14 protein-coding genes are annotated in these 18,120 nt (G+C 63.3%); 11 read left to right on the top strand and 3 right to left on the bottom strand.

Translation table 11 applies throughout. The features are described from left to right. Positions 1-14: 14 nt before the first annotated feature. Positions 15-998: a hypothetical protein gene (locus tag G453_RS0103990; RefSeq protein WP_027190005.1), complete on the bottom strand. Its 984-nt coding sequence runs from the start codon at positions 996-998 to the stop codon at positions 15-17. 79 nt (positions 999-1,077) lie between these two features. On the opposite strand from G453_RS0103990, the gene G453_RS0103985 reads away from it, so the two are divergent. The 3 genes from G453_RS0103985 to G453_RS0103975 all read left to right on the top strand — a co-directional run bounded on the left by G453_RS0103985 (position 1,078) and on the right by G453_RS0103975 (position 6,956). After that, positions 1,078-2,508 (top strand): RtcB family protein, encoded by a 1,431-nt coding sequence (locus tag G453_RS0103985; RefSeq protein WP_027190004.1) that lies wholly within the window; start codon positions 1,078-1,080, stop codon positions 2,506-2,508. 52 nt (positions 2,509-2,560) lie between these two features. Further along, complete coding sequence (locus tag G453_RS0103980; RefSeq protein ID WP_169725287.1) at positions 2,561-4,849, top strand: hybrid sensor histidine kinase/response regulator; 2,289 nt, start codon at positions 2,561-2,563, stop codon at positions 4,847-4,849. Between the two features lie 64 nt (positions 4,850-4,913). Continuing rightward, positions 4,914-6,956: a hypothetical protein gene (locus tag G453_RS0103975; protein WP_156920796.1), complete on the top strand. Its 2,043-nt coding sequence runs from the start codon at positions 4,914-4,916 to the stop codon at positions 6,954-6,956. A gap of 159 nt (positions 6,957-7,115) precedes the next feature. On the opposite strand, the gene G453_RS0103970 is transcribed toward G453_RS0103975, so the two are convergent. Beyond that, positions 7,116-7,481, bottom strand: a complete 366-nt coding sequence (locus G453_RS0103970) for a PilZ domain-containing protein (protein WP_027190001.1) — start codon at positions 7,479-7,481, stop codon at positions 7,116-7,118. A gap of 224 nt (positions 7,482-7,705) precedes the next feature. Further along, positions 7,706-9,043: a UDP-glucose dehydrogenase family protein gene (locus tag G453_RS0103965; RefSeq protein ID WP_027190000.1), complete on the bottom strand. Its 1,338-nt coding sequence runs from the start codon at positions 9,041-9,043 to the stop codon at positions 7,706-7,708. 154 nt (positions 9,044-9,197) lie between these two features. Here G453_RS0103965 and G453_RS0103960 point away from each other — a divergent pair, with 154 nt between their 5' ends. From G453_RS0103960 to G453_RS22235, 8 genes are all read left to right on the top strand, one after another. Beyond that, positions 9,198-9,923 carry a pyridoxine 5'-phosphate synthase gene (locus tag G453_RS0103960; RefSeq protein WP_027189999.1) on the top strand — a complete coding sequence of 242 codons (726 nt, stop codon included), beginning with the start codon at positions 9,198-9,200 and terminating at the stop codon, positions 9,921-9,923. Positions 9,924-9,935: 12 nt separating this feature from the next. Beyond that, positions 9,936-10,310, top strand: coding sequence for a holo-[acyl-carrier-protein] synthase (locus G453_RS0103955; protein ID WP_027189998.1), 375 nt, complete (start codon positions 9,936-9,938; stop codon positions 10,308-10,310). Beyond that, positions 10,307-11,872 carry a bifunctional ADP-dependent NAD(P)H-hydrate dehydratase/NAD(P)H-hydrate epimerase gene (locus tag G453_RS0103950; protein ID WP_027189997.1) on the top strand — a complete coding sequence of 522 codons (1,566 nt, stop codon included), beginning with the start codon at positions 10,307-10,309 and terminating at the stop codon, positions 11,870-11,872. The genes G453_RS0103955 and G453_RS0103950 overlap by 4 nt, the downstream gene beginning before the upstream one ends. Further along, positions 11,859-12,314 (top strand): CBS domain-containing protein, encoded by a 456-nt coding sequence (locus tag G453_RS0103945; RefSeq protein WP_027189996.1) that lies wholly within the window; start codon positions 11,859-11,861, stop codon positions 12,312-12,314. Before G453_RS0103950 ends, G453_RS0103945 begins: the two co-directional genes overlap by 14 nt. 14 nt (positions 12,315-12,328) lie before the next feature. Continuing rightward, complete coding sequence (gene tsaE, locus G453_RS0103940; protein ID WP_027189995.1) at positions 12,329-12,832, top strand: tRNA (adenosine(37)-N6)-threonylcarbamoyltransferase complex ATPase subunit type 1 TsaE; 504 nt, start codon at positions 12,329-12,331, stop codon at positions 12,830-12,832. Then, on the top strand, positions 12,829-14,061 hold the full coding sequence (locus G453_RS0103935) for an aspartate kinase (RefSeq protein ID WP_027189994.1): 1,233 nt from the start codon (positions 12,829-12,831) through the stop codon (positions 14,059-14,061). Before tsaE ends, G453_RS0103935 begins: the two co-directional genes overlap by 4 nt. 129 nt (positions 14,062-14,190) lie before the next feature. Beyond that, the gene (cimA, locus tag G453_RS0103930; protein WP_027189993.1) at positions 14,191-15,795 is read left to right on the top strand and encodes a citramalate synthase; all 1,605 of its coding nucleotides are present in this window, start codon (positions 14,191-14,193) and stop codon (positions 15,793-15,795) included. A 243-nt stretch (positions 15,796-16,038) separates the two neighbouring features. Continuing rightward, positions 16,039-18,090 (top strand): hybrid sensor histidine kinase/response regulator, encoded by a 2,052-nt coding sequence (locus G453_RS22235; RefSeq protein ID WP_051271608.1) that lies wholly within the window; start codon positions 16,039-16,041, stop codon positions 18,088-18,090. Positions 18,091-18,120 lie beyond the last annotated feature (30 nt).

The raw sequence follows: 18,120 nt of genomic DNA, 5'->3' as shown, positions 1-18,120 counted from the left end.
TTGCAGCGCTGCGGCTAAAGCGACAGCTTCAGCGCCTCTCGCCCGAGCGTGGCCATGCGGTGCGCCCTCACCGCGCTCTTTTCCACTGAGCTTCTGGCCTGAACCTCGCGGATGTTCAGCTGGATGGTGTCCAGCGCGTTGGCCGCCTCGTCCAGGCGCTCGGTCAGGCGCTGCATGGTCGCCACGGTTTCGTTGCCCCGATGCGCTTCCACGGTTTTAATGAGCTCCGCGCAGTACTGCTGCGCGGAACTGACGGCCCGCACATAGGCGTTGGCCAGAAATCCCTGCTCCTGGGCGGAAAGCCCGGTCCCGGCCTTGGCCCAGGCCGCCGTCTCCGCAGCCTGCCGGGCCAGGGCGTCGCGTTCGCGCGTCAGGGCGCGGGCATAGGTCCGCTTCAGGTACGCCGTGGCGTCCCCGGCTGCTCCCTGCTTGAAACGAGCCTTCTCGCCGATGTTCAACGAGGTGAACATGGCGTTGAAATCCTTCATATAGGTCGGGACAGTCCCGGCCTGGGCCACTCCGATGATCTCCATCCTGCCTGCATGCGTGAGCACCACCGCCGCGTAGTATTCCAGGCCCTGACCGTCGCGCGGCACCAGCCAGTAGGAAAGCACCTGGGATGACTTGTCCAGCAGCGCCTGCTTCAACTGATACTTCTCCGGACTCACGTTCCACAGTTCGGAGTATTCCAGCCCCTTGTCTTTGGCCATGAGGTCCAAGACGCCCTGCGGGGTCGGTTCGGTTATCTCGCGCACCATCACGGTGGGATACCCCTTGCCGGTGGCGGCGGCGTCCTTGTGGGCCAGCACGGACACCCGTCCCCCCTCGCCCGCCGTTCCCGCACCCCTCTGTTTGATGGTCCACCCAGCTGGCAGCTTCAGGCTGAAGGACTCGTCAGGGGCGGAAAGCGTATCGTCGCCATCGCCCACCAGGGGCATGGAACCTGCGCAGGCGCTGAGAAACAGACACGTGAGAACGGCTATGAGAGTGCGCATCATGATGATCTCCTCGGGATAGGGCCAATGCGCCCGCCCGCCTCCTTTTGTCAAGAGGCGCGGGAACGTGTATGCTGCGGGCATGGAAATCGACCAGCTCGAACCGCTCGGCCCTTGGCAGTGGCGACTGCCCGCACACGGGAGCATGCGGGTTCCGGCGGAGCTGACAGGCTCCAGGGAACTAATTCGCGCCATGGACGCCGCCGTTCTGCGCCAGATCGCCAACGTGGCCTGCCTGCCGGGGATCGTCCGCGCGGCCTGCGTCATGCCGGACGCGCACCACGGGTACGGCTTCCCCATAGGCGGAGTGGCCGCGTTCGATTCGTCGCTGGGCGGGGTCGTCTCCGCCGGAGGCGTTGGGTACGACATCTCCTGCGGGGTGCGCAGTCTGACCACGCGCCTGCATGTCGACGAGGTCCGCCCTGTTCTCGATCAGCTGGCGGACAGGCTGTTCTCGGCCATCCCCGCCGGGGTGGGCGAAACCGGTGCGCTTCGGCTCACGGGAAAATCCATGGACGCCATGCTCACGGGCGGCGCGGCCTGGGCCGTGAAGCAGGGATACGGGGAAACTGCCGACCTTGAGCGCATCGAGGACCATGGGCGTATCGCCGGGGCAGACCCGGAACTTGTGTCGGAAAAGGCAAAGGCCCGCCAGAAGGACCAGACCGGCACGTTAGGGTCCGGCAACCACTATCTGGAAGTGCAGCGGGTCGAAAAAATCTACGACCAGGCCGCAGCCCGGGTCTACGGACTGGCAGTGGACGAGGTGGTGGTGAGCATCCATTGCGGCTCGCGCGGGCTCGGCCACCAGATCGCCACGGACTACCTGGAACGGATGCTGCGCGAGGCCCCCAGGCACGGACTCAACCTTCCAGACCCCGAACTGGCCTGCGCGCCCATCGATTCGCCCCTTGGCCGGGAATACCTGGCGGCCATGCGAGCGGGAATGAACTGCGCCCTGGCCAACCGGCAGGTGCTGACGCATCTGGTGCGGGAGGTGTTGTCTGATTTTTTCCCCGGAACCTGGGCGCGCCTGCTGTTCGACGTCTCCCACAACACCTGCAAGCAGGAGAGGCATCTGGTGGACGGCAAACCACGCACGCTCTTTGTCCACCGCAAGGGCGCCACGCGCGCCTGGGGGCCGAACCACCCGGAGCTTCCGGGCTGGCTCACGGGAACCGGCCAGCCCATGCTGGTGGGCGGCAGCATGGGCACGGCGTCCTATGTGCTCGCAGGGGCGGACGCCTCGCTGGAGCGGTCTTTCGGGTCTGCCTGCCACGGGGCGGGCCGGAGCCTCTCGCGCTCCCAGGCCCTGAAGCGCTTCAAAGGGCGTGACGTGCTGGAATCCCTGGCCGCCCAGGGCGTGCTTGTTCGCGCGCACGGGCTGAAGGGCGTGGGCGAGGAAGCCCCCGGCGCATACAAGGACATCGACTCCGTGGTGGACTCCGCAGTGGGAGCCGGGCTCGCTTCCAGGGTTGCCAGATTAAAGCCCCTGGCCTGCGTCAAAGGTTAAAAGTTTGCAAGAGCGCCCAAAGCTGATACTGACCCAGCCAGTGATGAAAAAGATGCATTCACCCAAAATCCCGCTCCGACTGCTCATCATTGACGCGTCTGCGGATTTCACCCGTTCTCTGGCCAACCGCCTGCAAGGGCTCGAGGAAATCGAGGCCGAGTGGACCACTGCGGCCACCGTTGCGGAGGCCTGGGAAATCCTGGCGCTGAAAAGCTTCGACGTCATACTGGCCGGGCTTCCCCTTCCCTCCCCCACGGGGTCGGAGCCGGGCGAAATCGCCACGGTGTTTTCGCACCTGCCGGTCCTGGGGCTGAGCGACACCGGGTCGAGGCTGTTCCTGCACCCCTCGCTTGGCGAAAACGTGGTGCTGGTGCTGCCCAAGGCCAAGCTGGACAACCATCTGCTGGAACAGGGAATCCTTTGCGCCGTAAACCGGTCCAAGCTGTGCCGCCAGCTGGAATCCGCACAAGACTCCCTGGTGTCCTCTGAAAAGCGCTTCCAGAACATCATCATAAACAACGCCGACGGGATCGTGGTGGTGGACCTGGACGGACGCATCCGCTTCGCCAACCCCAGCGCCGAGCGCCTGTTCGGGGCCACAGCCGAACAACTGGCCGGAGAACCATTCGGACACGCCCTGATGCCCGGGACCAACATGGAGATCGAGGTTCTTTCGCGGGACGGCATCCTCAAGACCGTGGAGATGCGAGTGGTGCAATCCCGCTGGGAAGGTGGCGAGTACGTCTCCCTGGCGTCGCTTCGCGACATCAGCTCCCGAAAGCGCCTGGAGCGCGACCTGACCACCATGAAAGAGGCTGCCGAGTCTGCCAACCGGGCCAAGAGCCAGTTCCTGGCCAACATGAGCCACGAGATCCGCACGCCCATGAACGGCATCCTGGGGATGTCCGAGCTCCTGCTGGCCTCGGAGCTCACCCGCAAGCAGCGCGACCACCTGGACATGGTGCGCCAGTCCGCATCCTCGCTCATGGAAATCCTGAACGACATCCTTGATTTCTCCAAGATCGAGGCCGGAAAGCTGGACCTGGAAGATCAGATTTTCGACCTGCACGCCACCATCCGCAGCGCGCTTCGCATATTCACGGCACAGGCCCAGAACAAAGGTCTGAGCCTGGCCTACGCCGTGGCCGAGGACGTCCCCAAACGCGTGCGCGGCGACTCCGGTCGCCTGCGCCAGGTCATCGTCAACCTGGTGGGCAACGCGGTCAAATTCACAAGCGAAGGCGCCGTCCGCCTTCTGGCGGAGTGCGTGCTGCCCCGCGTCCAGGATGATCCCTCCTTCGCCACGGTGCGCATCCGCGTAACCGACACGGGGCCAGGCATCCACCAGTCCAAACTGGACAAGATCTTCGAAAGCTTCACCCAGGCGGACAACTCTTCGACGCGCAAGTACTACGGCACCGGGCTGGGACTTGCCATTTGCAAGAACCTTGTGGAACGCATGAACGGCGTCATCAGGGTCGAAAGCGAGGAGGGCCGGGGAAGCGAGTTTTCCTTCGAGGTGCGCCTTCCCGTGGTGGACGAAGAGCCGCCCGCAGAGCAGCCCACCTCGCCGCCCAAACCCAAAATCGGGCCGCTGACCATCCTGCTGGCCGAGGACAACCTCATCAACCAGATGTTCGCCACGGAGATTCTGGAGCAGGACGGGCACAAGGTCATCGCCGTGGGCAATGGCGCAATAGCCTTGGAGACGCTTGCGGTGCAGGCGGTTGACGTGGTGCTCATGGACATCCAGATGCCGGAGATGGACGGCCTGGAAGCCACGCGCCGCATCCGCGCCGGAGAAAATGAAAGCATCCCCGTGGATCTGCCCATCATCGCCATGACAGCGCACGCGCTCAAGGGCGATCGGGAGCGCTTCCTGCAATCGGGAATGGACGGCTATCTGTCAAAACCAGTAGGGTCGGAGGAAATTCAGGCGGCCCTGCACCAAGTGCTTTCCAAAAAACTTTCACGTGTGAAAGATGGGGTGACAATGGAAGGTTCAAGCATCCTAAACGAGCAATGGCTGCTGGAAAAAGCCAGGGGCAACAGGGATTTCCTCAAGAAACTCTTTGCCGTCTTCGTGGAGCAGCAGCCACGCAAGTTAAGCGAGATGCAGGAGGCCATCGCAGTGGGCGACCTGAAGGAGGTCGCCTTCATGGCGCACACGCTCAAAGGCGGTGCTGCCACCATGGGCGCGGAGGTCCTCAAGGACAGGGCCTATGAAGTGGAAAAGGCGGCCAAGGCAGGCGACGCGGACCTTGCCGGGCGCGAGATAAATGCCATGGGTCCGGAACTGGAACAGACCATCGTCGCCATGCAGGAGTTCATAGGCCGCTAAACCGCGCCCGTACCCGATGTCCTTCTCCCCTCCCCTTTGCGACCGTTTCCATCCAGTCTGGCGAGTGCTCGTCCCGGCGTGTTTTCTGGCGCTCGGGCTGTGGCTTGCGCCGCTGACGATACTCGGCCCCGCCTTCGAGCGCATGCCCGGCGAGGCCTGCGATTCCGGCTTTTCCAGCGTTGTCCTCGAACACGGATTCCGTTGGCTCAGCGGCCATGAAGCATCCTACCTGGACGCGCCGTTTCTCTATCCTTTCAAGGGGTCCATCACCCTCTCGGACAATTTCCTGTCCACGCTGCCGGTCTACTCGTTCTTCCGGCTGGCCGGGGCCGACCGGGAAACCGCATACCAGCTCTGGTTCCTGTCGCTGTTCGTATTGAATTTCATGTGCGCCAGATGGGCCTTGGCCCGCCTGAAGCAACCCCCCGGACTGGCGGCGCTGGGGGCGTACCTCTTCGCGTTCCTGTCGCCCGTGCTGGAAGAGGTGACGCATCCCGCCCTGCTCCACCTGTTCCCCATCCCCCTGGCGGTATGCGGCTTCATCCTCTGGGCAGAAACGGGCTCGACGAAGGCCTTTGCGGGCATGTGCGCCGCCGTGGTCCTGCAATTTTACGGCGCGTTCTACCTGGGCTCGTTTCTGGTGCTCGCACTGTTTCTGCTCGGCGTGTCCTGGCTGGCCACGCACCGGGGCATCGCCGGGTTCGGACGCGCCGACAGCTGCTGCAAGGGCTCAAATCTGCTGGCAATGGGCTTTTGGCTGGGGGGATCGACCCTGGCGCTCCTGCCGCTGGTGCTCCCCTATCTGGAAACATCGCAGGCCAACGGCCTGAAGCGGTTCTGGACGGACGTGGCCCCGCAACTGCCCACCCTGGCCGACCTGTTCCGGGCGAGCCCCGGAAATTTCCTCTGGGGCTGGACCAGCGACCCGTCACAGGTGCGTTCCTTCAACAACGTCATGCACCTGGGGCTTCTGCCCTGGCTGGGCATGGCGGTCTGCTGCGCGGCCTTGATCCGCAAGCGCCTGGACAAGCGCGTTGCCGCCGTCCTGCTGACTGCATTGCTGCTGGCGGCGTTGACCCTTCGCGTGGACGATTTCAGCCTGTTCAAGTACATTCAGCTGCTCCCGGCCTTCCAATCCATGCGCGCGCTGACCCGAGTGGTGCTCATCGAATCCTTCCTGGTGATTCTGGCGCTGCTCTGGGCGGCGACGTACATACTGGACAGGGTTCGCACCGACCTGCTCCGCAACGCGGCTTTCGGGTGCCTCTGTCTGCTGGCTGTCCTGGACCAGCACAACACCCTGCTGGCCCATTACGGCTACGACAAGGCCGAGCGCCAACGCGAGGTGGCGCTGGTGCGCGGCGAGATGCAGGCCGCCATTGCCCGCACGGGTCAGGGGGGCGCGTTGGCTTATCTTCCCTCTGCGCAGGACGCGCAAGCCAACTGCCGCATTACCGTGGCGGCGATGCTGGCGGCGCAGGACCTGGAGCGCCCTGTGGTGAACGCCTATTCCAGCTGGTTTCCACGCGGCTACGGCTTTTACTGGGACTCCGGCTGCACCGAGCTTCGCCGCTGGATGCTGTACAACCATACCGCCTCGGACGTTTCGCTCTTCTCGGGGCTGGTGCTGGCCGGGCCGGGTTCAGCGGATGCGTCCCTGCCCGGCAGCGTCTGTCTCCCCGTTCCTGAAAACCGGGAGACGGCCCGCTCCGAACTCCTGGCGCAGTTCGCGAGATCGGGCGAGAAGGAAGCCCTGGCCTGGGCAGTTGGCGCGACGGGTTTTACGCAGCAGGGCAACAACGAACTCTGGATGGGACGCACGGGAGCATTGACCCTGCGCGCGGGCGAGAGCCTGACCCTGGAAGGGGTCAGCTTCGTGCCGCTGGATGTCCGAATTTCAGTGGATGGAAAGAGTTCCGGCAAGATGTCTTTTTCGGGAACGCCCACCAGGATGACCCTGGCCCCGTCAAAAAACACGCGCTACGAGTTCGTGGCGGACAAGTCCTTCACCAGCTACGGGGGCGCTTTCTCTCCGGCTTTCCCCGAAGTGAGCGTCATTTTCACTTCAGTGCGATTTCAGCAGACCCAGCCACCTAAAAGCGACTAGTGGGGCGTCCCCCGCCAAGACATCCACTCCCTCCACCGGGCTATCCGGGAAATGGCGCGAAGCGGTAAGGGATTCCAAAGGGGCTCACCCCTTTGGCCGCCGGAGGCTGACTCCGATCAAAGATGCTCAGCGAGCAGATAGCGCTTGGCCTCGCCAGCATCACGTCTTGGCATTGAAGGCGGGAATGGAGAGTTCCTTGTCGATGGCGTCGGGGTCCATGGAGTGAAACCGTACGAGATTTCGCAGATGGAAGAAGGCGTTCTCGTCCATGCCCTCGAAATCCAGGGCAAGACCGCGCTCGTCATTGCGGACCATGCGGGCTTCGATGCGGAAACTCACAGCGGGGCTGAGCGCTATGGTGACTGAGCATTCCTTCAGGCAGCAAATCTGGGGTTCGTATTCGCAGAGCATGCCTTTAAGGCTCAAGTTCTTCACCTTGACTGCGTACTTGGTGATCCCCCCGCAGGACAACATGGCGTCGATTTCAGTATTGACACGACTGCGTTTGCGTTTGTTGGGCGCCATGCTCATCCTCCAGAGTTCCTTTCTTACGAAGAGGCCATTCTTGGCACAGGTCTGATCCAAAAGCTATCAACACGACCGGTTTTGAAAAAAAGGGGGGTTTCCCTCCACTGCGTTTCGCAAATCGTGATGCGGCGCGCAACAAAAAATGCGGCCCGCCGGATATCCGGCGGGCCGCTCATTGCGAACCGATGCTCAGGCCGGAGTGCAGTTCCGGCGCTCAGGCGTTATTTGGGATCCTTGCGGCCGATGCAGAAGTAGGCAAAGCCCATCTCGCCCATGAAGGAGGGCGAGTACAGGTTGCGGCCGTCGAAGATCAGGGGCGCGGTCAGGGACTTCTTGATGCGGTCGAAGTCCGGGTTGCGGAACTGGTTCCACTCGGTGACCAGAGCCAGGGCGCTCGCGCCTTCCAGCGCGGCGTACTGCTCGTCGACCACCTCGACCAGTTCGTTGCCCTCAAACTCCTTACGGGTGTTGGGTCCGGCAACGGGGTCGAAGCAGCGGATCTTCATGCCCTGGGCGGTGAGGTCGCGAATCAGTTCGAACGCGGCGGCCTCGCGCACGTCGTCGGTGTTGGCCTTGAACGCCAGGCCCCAGATGGCCAGGGTCTTGCCCTTCACGCCGCCCTGGGGTTCGAAGTAGTTCAGCACCTTGCGCGACAGCACGTGCTTCTGGCGATTGTTGACCTCGTCGACTGAGGCCAAGAGCTGCGGCTCGAACTCGTACTGACGCGACGTGTCGATCAGCGCCTTCACGTCCTTGGGGAAGCAGGAGCCGCCGTAGCCCATGCCGGGGTAGATGAACTGATAGCCGATGCGGCTGTCGGAGCCGATGCCCATGCGCACGTCACGCACGTCGGCGCCCACGCGCTCGCAGATGTTGGAGATCTCGTTGATGAAGGAGATCTTGGTGGCCAGCATGCAGTTGGCGGCATACTTGGTCATCTCGGCGGAACGCACGCCCATGACGATGACCTTGTCGCGGCTGCGGGCGAAGGGTCCGTACAGGGCCTTCAGCAGTTCTGCGGTGCGGACGTTCTCGGTGCCCACGACCACGCGGTCGGGCTTGAGGAAGTCGCTGACCGCGTCGCCTTCCTTCAGGAACTCGGGGTTGGAGACAACGTCATATTCAATGGCGAGGCCACGGGCCTTCAGCTCTTCGCCGATGATGGCGCGCATCTTGTCGGCGGTGCCGACGGGCACGGTGGATTTGTCGACCACGATCTTGTAATCGGTCATGTTCTGGCCGATTTCCTTGCCGACCTGATACACGAAGCTCAGGTCGCAGGAGCCGTCAGCCTTGGAGGGGGTGCCCACGCACACGAACACGAACAGCGCGCCTTCCATGCCTTCCTTGATGGAAGTGGTGAACTTCAGGCGGCCCTGTTCGGTGTTGCGCTTGACGATCTCGTCAAGGCCGGGCTCGTAGATGTGAACTTTTCCGTTGCGCAGGTTTTCGACAACCTTGGGGTTGATGTCCACGCAGCAGACATCGTTGCCCATTTCCGCAAAACAGGCGGCGCTCACCAGACCGACATAGCCAGTTCCAACAATGCACAGGTTCATCCGCGCATCTCCATGATTTTCTGTAGAGGTTAAGGCCTCACGCAAGAGGCAGCACCCGATACGAGGGACGCCAGGGTTTGTCAACAGAGTTCTTGAAGCTGGCAAGCGCAAACTATATACGCTACGTTTCCGACAGAGAAAAAGGAGATTGCCCATGCCCATTCTGGCAGTCAACGTCGACCATATCGCCACGCTGCGCCAGGCCCGCCTGGGCCAGGAGCCGGAGCCCGTCACCGCCGCCCACATGGCCGAACTGGCCGGAGCCAGCGCCATAATCGTGCACCTGCGCGAAGACCGCCGCCACATCCAGGACCGCGACGTGGCCCTTCTGCGCCAACTGATAAAGACCCGCCTGCACCTGGAAATGGCCGCCACCAAGGAGATGCACCGCCTGGCTCTGGGCATAAAGCCGGACATGGTCTGCCTGGTGCCCGAAAAGCGCCAGGAGCTGACCACCGAAGGCGGCCTCAACTGCATCGGGCGCGAAAAAGAGCTGGCTGATTATCTGGCCCCCTTGCACGAGGAGGGTATAGGCTCAAGCCTCTTCATCGACCCGGACGCGGCCCAGATCAAGGCCGCCAGCGACGCGGGAGCGCACTACATCGAGATCCACACCGGAGCATACGCCGACGCCCCCACTCCCGCCGACCGCCAGCGCGAGCTGGACAAGGTGCTGGAGGGCATCCGGATCGGCCGCGAGCTGGGGCTCAAGGTCAACCTGGGACACGGGCTCAACTACGAGAACGTGTGGGCCTTCTCCAAAGTGTCCGGAGTCAGCGAGTTCTCCATCGGACACAGCATCGTGTCGCGCGCCGTGCTCACGGGCATGACCGAGGCGGTGTCTCGCATGGCGGACATCGTCCGCACCTTCCCGGATTAGGGCGGTGTCCTCATGATCGTGGGCCTTGGGATGGACGTGGCGGAACTGGACCGCATCGGCAAGGTGTACGCCAACCACGGGGAGCGTTTTTTGGACAAGCTGCTCACTCCGTCGGAGCGCGCAGAGCTGCCCAAGCTCCCCCTGCCCTTCCTGGCGGCCCGATTCGCGGCCAAGGAGGCCTCCGTAAAAGCCTTGGGCACCGGATTTCGCGACGGCATATCATATAAGGATATAGAAGTGTTTTCGGACAAGCTGGGAAAGCCCCTGGTCCGCTTCACGGGCAAGGCCGACGAACGGGCGAAAGCGCTCGGCGTCACCCACGCCCACATAAGCCTCACCCACGGACGCGACGTGGCCGCTGCCGTGGTGGTGCTGGAGGCGCCATGATCGATTCTCTCTTCTTCTCGCCGCTTCTGACCCCGGCTGAAATGAACGCCTGGGACAAGGCCGCCGCCCACATGGGCCTGACCACTGTCATGCTCATGGAGAACGCCAGCCGAGAGGCCCTGCACGCCCTGCGCGCGCGCCAGCCTGAACTGCGCGGCAAGACCGCATTGTGCTTTGCCGGTCCCGGCAACAACGGCGGCGACGCCATCGCACTGGCCCGCCACCTGCACGACGCAGGGGCCGAGACAACCATCCTGCTCACCCGCCCCGCTTCGGCCCACACCGGGGCGCCGGGCTTTCATCTGCGCCTGGCCAAACGCGCCGGAGTGGCCATCCGCCAGCTGACCAAGGCGGACATCGAACGTCAGCCGCTGTGGGAGTCCGCGCCCGACATCGTGGTGGACGGACTCCTGGGCACCGGCTTGGCCGGAGAGCCGCGCCCGGATTTCGTGGGGTTCATCGAGACCGTCAACCGCCTGGGCGAACGGGCCTTCGTGCTCTCGCTGGACATTCCCTCCGGCCTGTCTGGTCTTACCGGCGAGCCTGCCGATTCCACCGTGGTGGCGGACATGACGATCACCTTCGAAGCTGCCAAGCTGGGGCTGGCCATGCCCAAAGCCTCGCCCTACGTGGGGGAGCTGGTGGTGCGCGAGATCGGCATCCCCAGGGCGGTGCGCGAGCAGCTCCCCCCGTCCCACGGGCTGCTCACCCCGGAATTGGCTCTCCTGCTGCCCATGCTGGACCCGTCCATGCACAAGGGCTCCGCCGGGAAGCTTCTCATCGTAGGCGGGTCACCGGGGCTCACCGGAGCGCCGATTCTGGCCGCCATGGGCGCGTTGCGGGCCGGGGCCGGGCTCGTGACCGTGGCCTGCCCGCGCGGGCTGGAGCCCACCATCAAGGCAGGCAATCCAGATGTGATGACCATGCCGTTGGGCGAGGGCGAAGCCTGGACAGCCGAGATGGCTGCGTCACTGCGCGATCGCCTGCCACAGTTCGACGCGCTGGTGCTGGGGCCGGGCCTTGGGCGCGACCCCGGCGCAGGAATATTCCTCTCGAAACTGGGCACGGACCTTCCGCCCTGCGTCTGGGACGCGGACGCCCTCTTTTGGCTGGCGGACGCTCCGCAAAAGCTGAAAAACGCGGTCATAACGCCGCATCCGGGCGAGGCGGCCCGCCTCATGGGCCTGTCCATCCAGGAGATCGGCGCGGACCGGCTGGGCGTGGTGCGTGAACTTGCCCGGCGCACGGGAGCCACGGCGGTCCTGAAAGGGCCGGGCTCCCTCATCTGTCACGCCGAGGGAGACACTGCCCCGGTCATGGTTTCCCCGTTCGCGGAACCCAATCTGGCCGTGGGCGGTTCCGGAGACGTTCTTTCCGGCGTTATCGGCAGCCTGATGGCACGCGCGCTTTCCCCCTTGCTAGCGGCATGCCTGGGAGTGTATTGGCACGGACTCGCCGGACGTCTCGTGTCCGGTGAATTCCCCTACCGGGGCAACCTGGCGTCCGAGATCGTCCAGGCCCTGCCCCGCGCCCTCACGGAGTGGCTCGATGCTGAAAGCTAAAGACATCATGACCCCCTCGGTCATCACGTTCACCCCGGAAACGCCCATCTCCCAGGCCGCCAAGACGCTCCTGGAGAAGCACATCAACGGCTGCCCCGTGGTAGACGCAAGCGGCGCGTTGGTGGGCATCCTGTGTCAGTCCGACCTGGTGGCCCAGCAGAAGAAGCTCTCGCTGCCCACGGTGTTCACCCTGCTGGACGGCCTGGTGCCCATGACCTCCATGACCGACCTGGACCGCGAGATGCAAAAGATCGCGGCCATCACCGTGTCCCAGGCCATGAGCCAGGACCCCGAGTACGTGGACTCTGAGACCCCCATCGAGGACATCGCGACCCTGATGGTGGAGCGCGGCTTCCACACCCTGCCCGTGGTGGACGGCGGCAAGGTGACGGGCGTGATCGGCATGGAAGACGTGCTGCGCACTCTCACAAGCCAGAAATAGGCCAGAAAGAGGCGGTGGAGAGGATATTCCTGCCAGACGAGGCAGCAACCCTGGCCCTGGGAAGGGCCATGGCAACGGCCTTGCCGCAGGATTGGGACGCGCCCGTGGCGCTCTTGCGGGCGACGCTGGGATCAGGCAAAACCACGCTGGCGCGAGGGTTCGTGTCCGCGCTCCCCGGGGCGCAGAACGCCGAGGTGGCGAGCCCGAGTTTCAATCTGGCCAACGTCTACCCCACCAGCCCCCCCGTGGTGCACGTCGATCTGTACCGCCTGGGCGAGGGTTTCCTGGACGCCGACCTGGATGAACTTCTTGATGCCGGAAACGTTTCCGATCGACGCGTGATGCTTGTTGAATGGGCGCAGTATCTGCCCGAGGCGCTGCGCCCGTCCAGCTGGCTGGAACTGGAACTGGCCGAATCCGGCGAGGGCCGCGACGCGACCCTGACCCCGCACGGGCCTCAGGCGTCCCAGTGGCTTGAACGGATCCTTACAACCTACTTACAGAGCGACACGTCATGAAAATCATGGTTCAGAAGTACGGCGGCACCTCCGTTGCCGGACTGGAACGGATGCAGAAGGTGCTGTCGAGAGTCAAAAAGGGCATAAGCGAGGGCTACAAGATGATCGTGGTCCTCTCGGCAATGTCCGGAGAGACCAACAAGCTCCTGGCGCTCGCCAAGGAGTTCTCTGCCTGCCCCGATTCCGAGGAGATGGACTCCCTGGTGGCCAACGGCGAGAACGTGTCCATCGCGCTCTTCTCCATCCTGGCCAAGGCCGAGGGAATCCGCGCCAAGTCCCTGCAAGGGTGGCAGATTCCCATCTCCACCACAGACGCCTACATGAAGGCCCGGATCATCAGCATCGACGACGCAAGACTTAAAGCGATGCTTGAAGAAAATGATCTCCTGGTGGTCGCCGGATTCCAGGGCGTGGACTGCAAGGGACGCATCACCACCCTCGGGCGCGGCGGCTCCGACACCACCGGCGTGGCCCTGGCTGCGGCCATCAAGGCCGATGTTTGCGAAATCTACACCGACGTGGACGGCGTGTTCACCACCGACCCCCGGGTGTGCTCCGCCGCGCGCAAGCTCGACCACATCTCCTACGACGAGATGCTGGAGCTTGCCAGTTCGGGCTCCAAGGTGCTCCAGATCAGGAGCGTGGAATTCGCCAAGAAATTCAACGTGCCCGTCCGGGTGCGCTCCACCTTTACCGACGACCCGGGTACCCTGGTCACCCAGGAGGACGCTATGATGGAAGATCTCGTGATTTCCGGCATCGCCTTTGACCGCGATCAGTGCCGGGTCACCGTGTACAAGGTCAAGGACAAGCCCGGCGTTGCCGCAGCCATCTTCGGCTCCATCGCCGCCAAGCGCATCCTTGTGGACATGATCATCCAGAACACCAGCCACGACGGCTACACCGACATGACCTTCACTGTCTCCAAGGGCGACCTGGAGCAGACCATGTCCATCCTGGACGGGGTGAAGGAAGACATCGGGGCGGAGTCCGTGCAGTACGACACCAACGTTGCCAAGGTGTCCGTGGTGGGCGTTGGCATGCGCAACCACTCGGGCGTGGCCTCCACCATGTTCCAGGCCCTGCACGACGAAAACATCAACATCAAGCTCATCGCCACCTCGGAGATCAAGATTACCTGCCTGATCGACGAGAAGTACGTGGAGCTGGCCGTGCGCGCCCTGCACACCGCCTTCGGCCTGGACAAGCAGGCCGTGGCCGCCTGCTAGCGCGCCGCGCCGTCAAAATCGACGCCAGGGGAGGATGCCCGAGCATCCTCCCCGTCAACCCGCCGCTTGCAAGCCGTCGCCCCTGCCGGATCGCTGGTCCGTCCTCACCATGGCGACGCCGGGAAGAATATGGACAAGGTACAGATATACGACACAACTCTGCGCGACGGGGCCCAGGCCGTGGACATCAACCTCACGGCCGAGGACAAGATGCGCATCGCGCTCAAGCTCGACGAACTGGGCGTTGACTACATCGAGGGCGGCTGGCCCGGCTCCAACCCCACAGACAAGCGTTTTTTCGAGGACATCCAGGGGCACCCCCTCAAGCACTCGCGCATCGCGGCCTTCGGTTCCACGCACAACGCCAAGAACACGCCGGAAACCGACCCCAACCTGAAAGGGCTGGTGGCCAGCCGCAGCCCGGTGCTGACCATCTTCGGCAAAGCCTGGGATCTCCACGTCACCGAGGCTTTGCGCATCGAACCGCCGCGCAACCTGGAGCTGATCGAGAACTCCCTGGCCTTTCTCAAGCCCAACTGCCAGGAGCTCTTCTTCGACGCGGAACATTTCTTCGACGGCTTCCGCGCCAACCGTGAATACGCCCTGGAAGCGCTCAGGCGCGCCCATCATGGCGGCGCAGACGTCCTGGTCCTGTGCGACACCAACGGCGGCACCCTGCCCTGCGACATCCGCAGGATCTGCGACGCCGTGATGAAGGCCATCCCCCTGGCTAAGATCGGCATCCACGCCCACAACGACACGGACATGGCCGTTGCCAACTCCCTCATGGCCATCCAGGCGGGCGCGGTGCAGATTCAGGGCACCATGAACGGATTCGGCGAACGCTGCGGCAACGCCAACCTCTGCTCCATCATCCCCACGCTGGAGCTCAAGCTCAAGAAGCGCGCACTGCCCCCCGGCAACCTCGCCCTGCTGACCGAAGCCTCCCGTTTCATCGACGAGGTGGCCAACAAGGTCCCCTTCGCGCGCCAGCCCTATGTGGGCGAGTCCGCCTTCACCCACAAGGCAGGAGTGCACGTGGCCGCCGTGGCCAAGAACTCCATGCTCTACGAGCACACCCAGCCCGAGAAGGTGGGCAACGTCCGCCAGGTGGTGCTCTCGGACATGGCCGGACAGTCCAACATCCTGTTCAAGGCCAAGGAATACGGCATCGCCATGGAGAAGGGCTCTCCCGAGGTGCTGGAGATCCTGCGCGAGGTGAAGGAGAAGGAAGCCCAGGGATTCGAGTACTCTGCCGCCGAAGCATCCTTCGAGCTGCTCATGCGCCGCGCGCTGGGCCTGTCCCGCCGCTATTTTTCGCTGGTGAAGTACCGCGTGCTGGACTGGAAGCAGGCTGACTGCGAGGAGCCGCTGGCCGAGGCAACCATCATGGTCCAAGTAGGCGGACACGTGGAGCATACCGCCTCAGTCGGACTTGGCCCGGTCAACGCCCTGGACAACGCCTTGCGCAAGGCCCTCTCGCGCTTCTACCCGAAAATCGCGGAGATGCGCCTGCTGGACTTCAAGGTCCGCGTGCTTAACGCGAAAACCAAGCACGACACCGGAACGGCATCGCACGTGCGCGTCCTGCTCACCACCGGCGACCAGCTGAATACCTGGACCACCGTGGGCGTTTCCCACAACATCATCCAGGCCAGCTGGCAGGCTCTGGAAGATTCCGTGAACTACAAGCTCATGATGGAAGACAAGAAGAAGCAGAAGACCGCCTGTTGATCTGGGTGGGGCAGCTGCTCTCCGGGCGATGCGCCAAGCAGTTGAAACTGTCTGTCATCATTCTTTTTCCTTGGTGACACGATCACCAAAGAACCGGCTTTCGCCGGTTCTTTGCGTTTTGTAGGAAAGGTTTCTTGACAGTTTCAGCTCTGGAAGGGATATTTACATGTCCTCTCTTTATCCGCTCCCCCCTTGCCGGAGCATCAATACGGCGCAACTGGAACCCGGAATCGTGGATTGGGCATGAAGAAAGAACTTGAGATACAAAACGGCGAACTTCAAAGCGACCTCTCGCTCTTCACCGCCGTGTTCGAAAATGCCCCGCTGGGCTACGCCGTCCTCGACAAGTCCGGGGTCATTCGCCACGTCAACCGCCAATTCAGGGAACTCGTCTCACCGATTGCGCTGCCCGAGGGTTTTCCCATTACCGAACTCCTCCTTCCGAGCGAAATCCCCCTCTTCGCGATGGAAACCGCCTTGCTGGACAGCACCCCGGAGGGCTCATCCCGCAGCGTGGTCCTGCAATGCGCTCCAGGTCGTGACAAGTGCCCCCCGTGGCTGAAACTCACACTCTCCAGGCTGCCCGACGCCTCACCCGGCGGGGAAACCTATCTGGTCATGGCTGAAGAGGTCAGCGGGAAGATGCGGCGCGAGGAAGATCTTGTCCAGGCCAGCCAATTGCTGGAACGTGAGGCGCCGCAGCGGCGCGAAACCCAGAAGCACCTGGGGAAATACCGCAAACAGTCGCACGACCCGCTCGACTTCCGCCTGGCCGTCCTGGAAGATTTCCCCGCGCTGACATGGCGGGCGGACACGACCGGCACGCGCGACTACTTCAACCGCACCTGGCTGGAATTCTCCGGATCATCCCTGGCCAACGAACTTTCGGACGGCTGGATGGACAGGGTCCATCCCGACGATCTCCCGTCCAGCATGGATCGCATCCGCGAAAAAGTGGCCGCGCGCCAGCCCTTCGAGATCTCCTACCGGATGCTGCGCGCCGACGGCGAGTGGCGCTGGGTCACGGACCTGGGAAGGCCGCTTCGCGGTCCTCAGGGAGAATACGCCGGGTACATCGGCTGCTGCATCGACATCACCGTGCGCATCAACCAGCAACTGGCCCTGCAGGAGGCCAAGACCAGGGCGGAAGCCGCCGACATGGCCAAGAGCGAATTTCTGGCCAACATCAGTCACGAAGTTCGCACCCCCCTGAACGGCATCATGGGCATGCTCGACGCGCTGATGCACGCGGCTCCCTCCGTGGAACAGGCGGAGTACATCGAAACGGCGGCGTATTCGGCAAAACAGCTCCTTGGCGTGCTGAATGATCTTCTGGACCTGGCCCGCATCGAGGCGGGCAACCTCCGCGTGCAGCCGAGCCATATCAACGTCGCGGAACTTTTCCGAAAGGCTGTGGACGTTTACGCCCTGGAGGCCGACGGGCTTGGCCTGCACCTGCTCGTCGAGATCGACCCGGAGCTCGATCAGACGGCAGTATCGCTTGATGAAGTGCGCGTGCGCCAGATGCTCTTCAACCTGATCGGCAATGCCTTCAAGTTCACCAATGTCGGTGGAGAAGTGCGCCTGAGCGCTTTCCTCTGCGGACCGGCCGGAAAGCAGAAACTCGTGATGATGGTTTCGGACACGGGCATCGGCATCGCCGAAGAGAAACAGGGCAGCATCTTCGAACCTTTCGTCCAGGCAGAGGGTTCGCTTACCCGCCAATTCGGAGGCGTCGGGCTGGGGCTTTCCATCGTGAAGAAGCTGGTCCTTATGATGCGCGGATCGATCTGCGTCAGCAGCGAGCCGGGAGCAGGATCGCAGTTCGCCATCAGCGTCCCGGTCTCTGACATCTGTCCCATCGTAAGGCCTGACAACCCGCGCTTGCCGAAATGCGACGGTCCTCCCCTGCCCCCGCTGCGCGCGCTCTTGGTGGAGGACGATTCCATCAACCGGCTTACGGCCAAGCTCATGCTGGAAAAGCTCGGCATGAGCGTGAGCGTCGCGCTTGATGGCCGACAGGCGCTGGAAGCACTGGAAAACGGCGGTTTCGACGTCGTATTCATGGACATCCAGATGCCGGTGATGGACGGCCTCTCAGCGACCAGGGCCGTCAGGGAAATGGAGCGGGAATCTCCCGGCAGGCCGCGCCAGATCATCATTGCCATGACCGCGCACGCCATGAAGGGCGACCGGGAGATGTGCCTGAAGGCTGGCATGGACGAATACGTGACCAAGCCGCTGGACATACAGGCCCTGCTCAACGCGACCCGGATCGTCCTGGGGCTTGGCTAGTGTCGCGATTTTGAAAAACATGGATATGTT

Origin of the sequence: Fundidesulfovibrio putealis DSM 16056 (genome assembly GCF_000429325.1) — a bacterium.
Classification (GTDB): domain Bacteria; phylum Desulfobacterota; class Desulfovibrionia; order Desulfovibrionales; family Desulfovibrionaceae; genus Fundidesulfovibrio; species Fundidesulfovibrio putealis.
The sequence above is the reverse complement of the archived record's forward strand: the minus strand, read 5'-3'. Positions and strand labels throughout refer to the sequence as shown.

Coding starts and splice junctions, on each gene's coding strand:
- G453_RS0103990 (WP_027190005.1), bottom strand. CDS start 998: ATGATGCGCACTCTCATAGCCGTTCTCACGTGTCTGTTTCTCAGCGCC.
- G453_RS0103965 (WP_027190000.1), bottom strand. CDS start 9,043: ATGAACCTGTGCATTGTTGGAACTGGCTATGTCGGTCTGGTGAGCGCC.
- G453_RS0103960 (WP_027189999.1), top strand. CDS start 9,198: ATGCCCATTCTGGCAGTCAACGTCGACCATATCGCCACGCTGCGCCAG.
- G453_RS0103950 (WP_027189997.1), top strand. CDS start 10,307: ATGATCGATTCTCTCTTCTTCTCGCCGCTTCTGACCCCGGCTGAAATG.
- G453_RS22235 (WP_051271608.1), top strand. CDS start 16,039: ATGAAGAAAGAACTTGAGATACAAAACGGCGAACTTCAAAGCGACCTC.
- G453_RS0103935 (WP_027189994.1), top strand. CDS start 12,829: ATGAAAATCATGGTTCAGAAGTACGGCGGCACCTCCGTTGCCGGACTG.
- cimA (WP_027189993.1), top strand. CDS start 14,191: ATGGACAAGGTACAGATATACGACACAACTCTGCGCGACGGGGCCCAG.
- G453_RS0103985 (WP_027190004.1), top strand. CDS start 1,078: ATGGAAATCGACCAGCTCGAACCGCTCGGCCCTTGGCAGTGGCGACTG.
- G453_RS0103945 (WP_027189996.1), top strand. CDS start 11,859: ATGCTGAAAGCTAAAGACATCATGACCCCCTCGGTCATCACGTTCACC.
- G453_RS0103980 (WP_169725287.1), top strand. CDS start 2,561: ATGCATTCACCCAAAATCCCGCTCCGACTGCTCATCATTGACGCGTCT.
- G453_RS0103970 (WP_027190001.1), bottom strand. CDS start 7,481: ATGGCGCCCAACAAACGCAAACGCAGTCGTGTCAATACTGAAATCGAC.
- G453_RS0103955 (WP_027189998.1), top strand. CDS start 9,936: ATGATCGTGGGCCTTGGGATGGACGTGGCGGAACTGGACCGCATCGGC.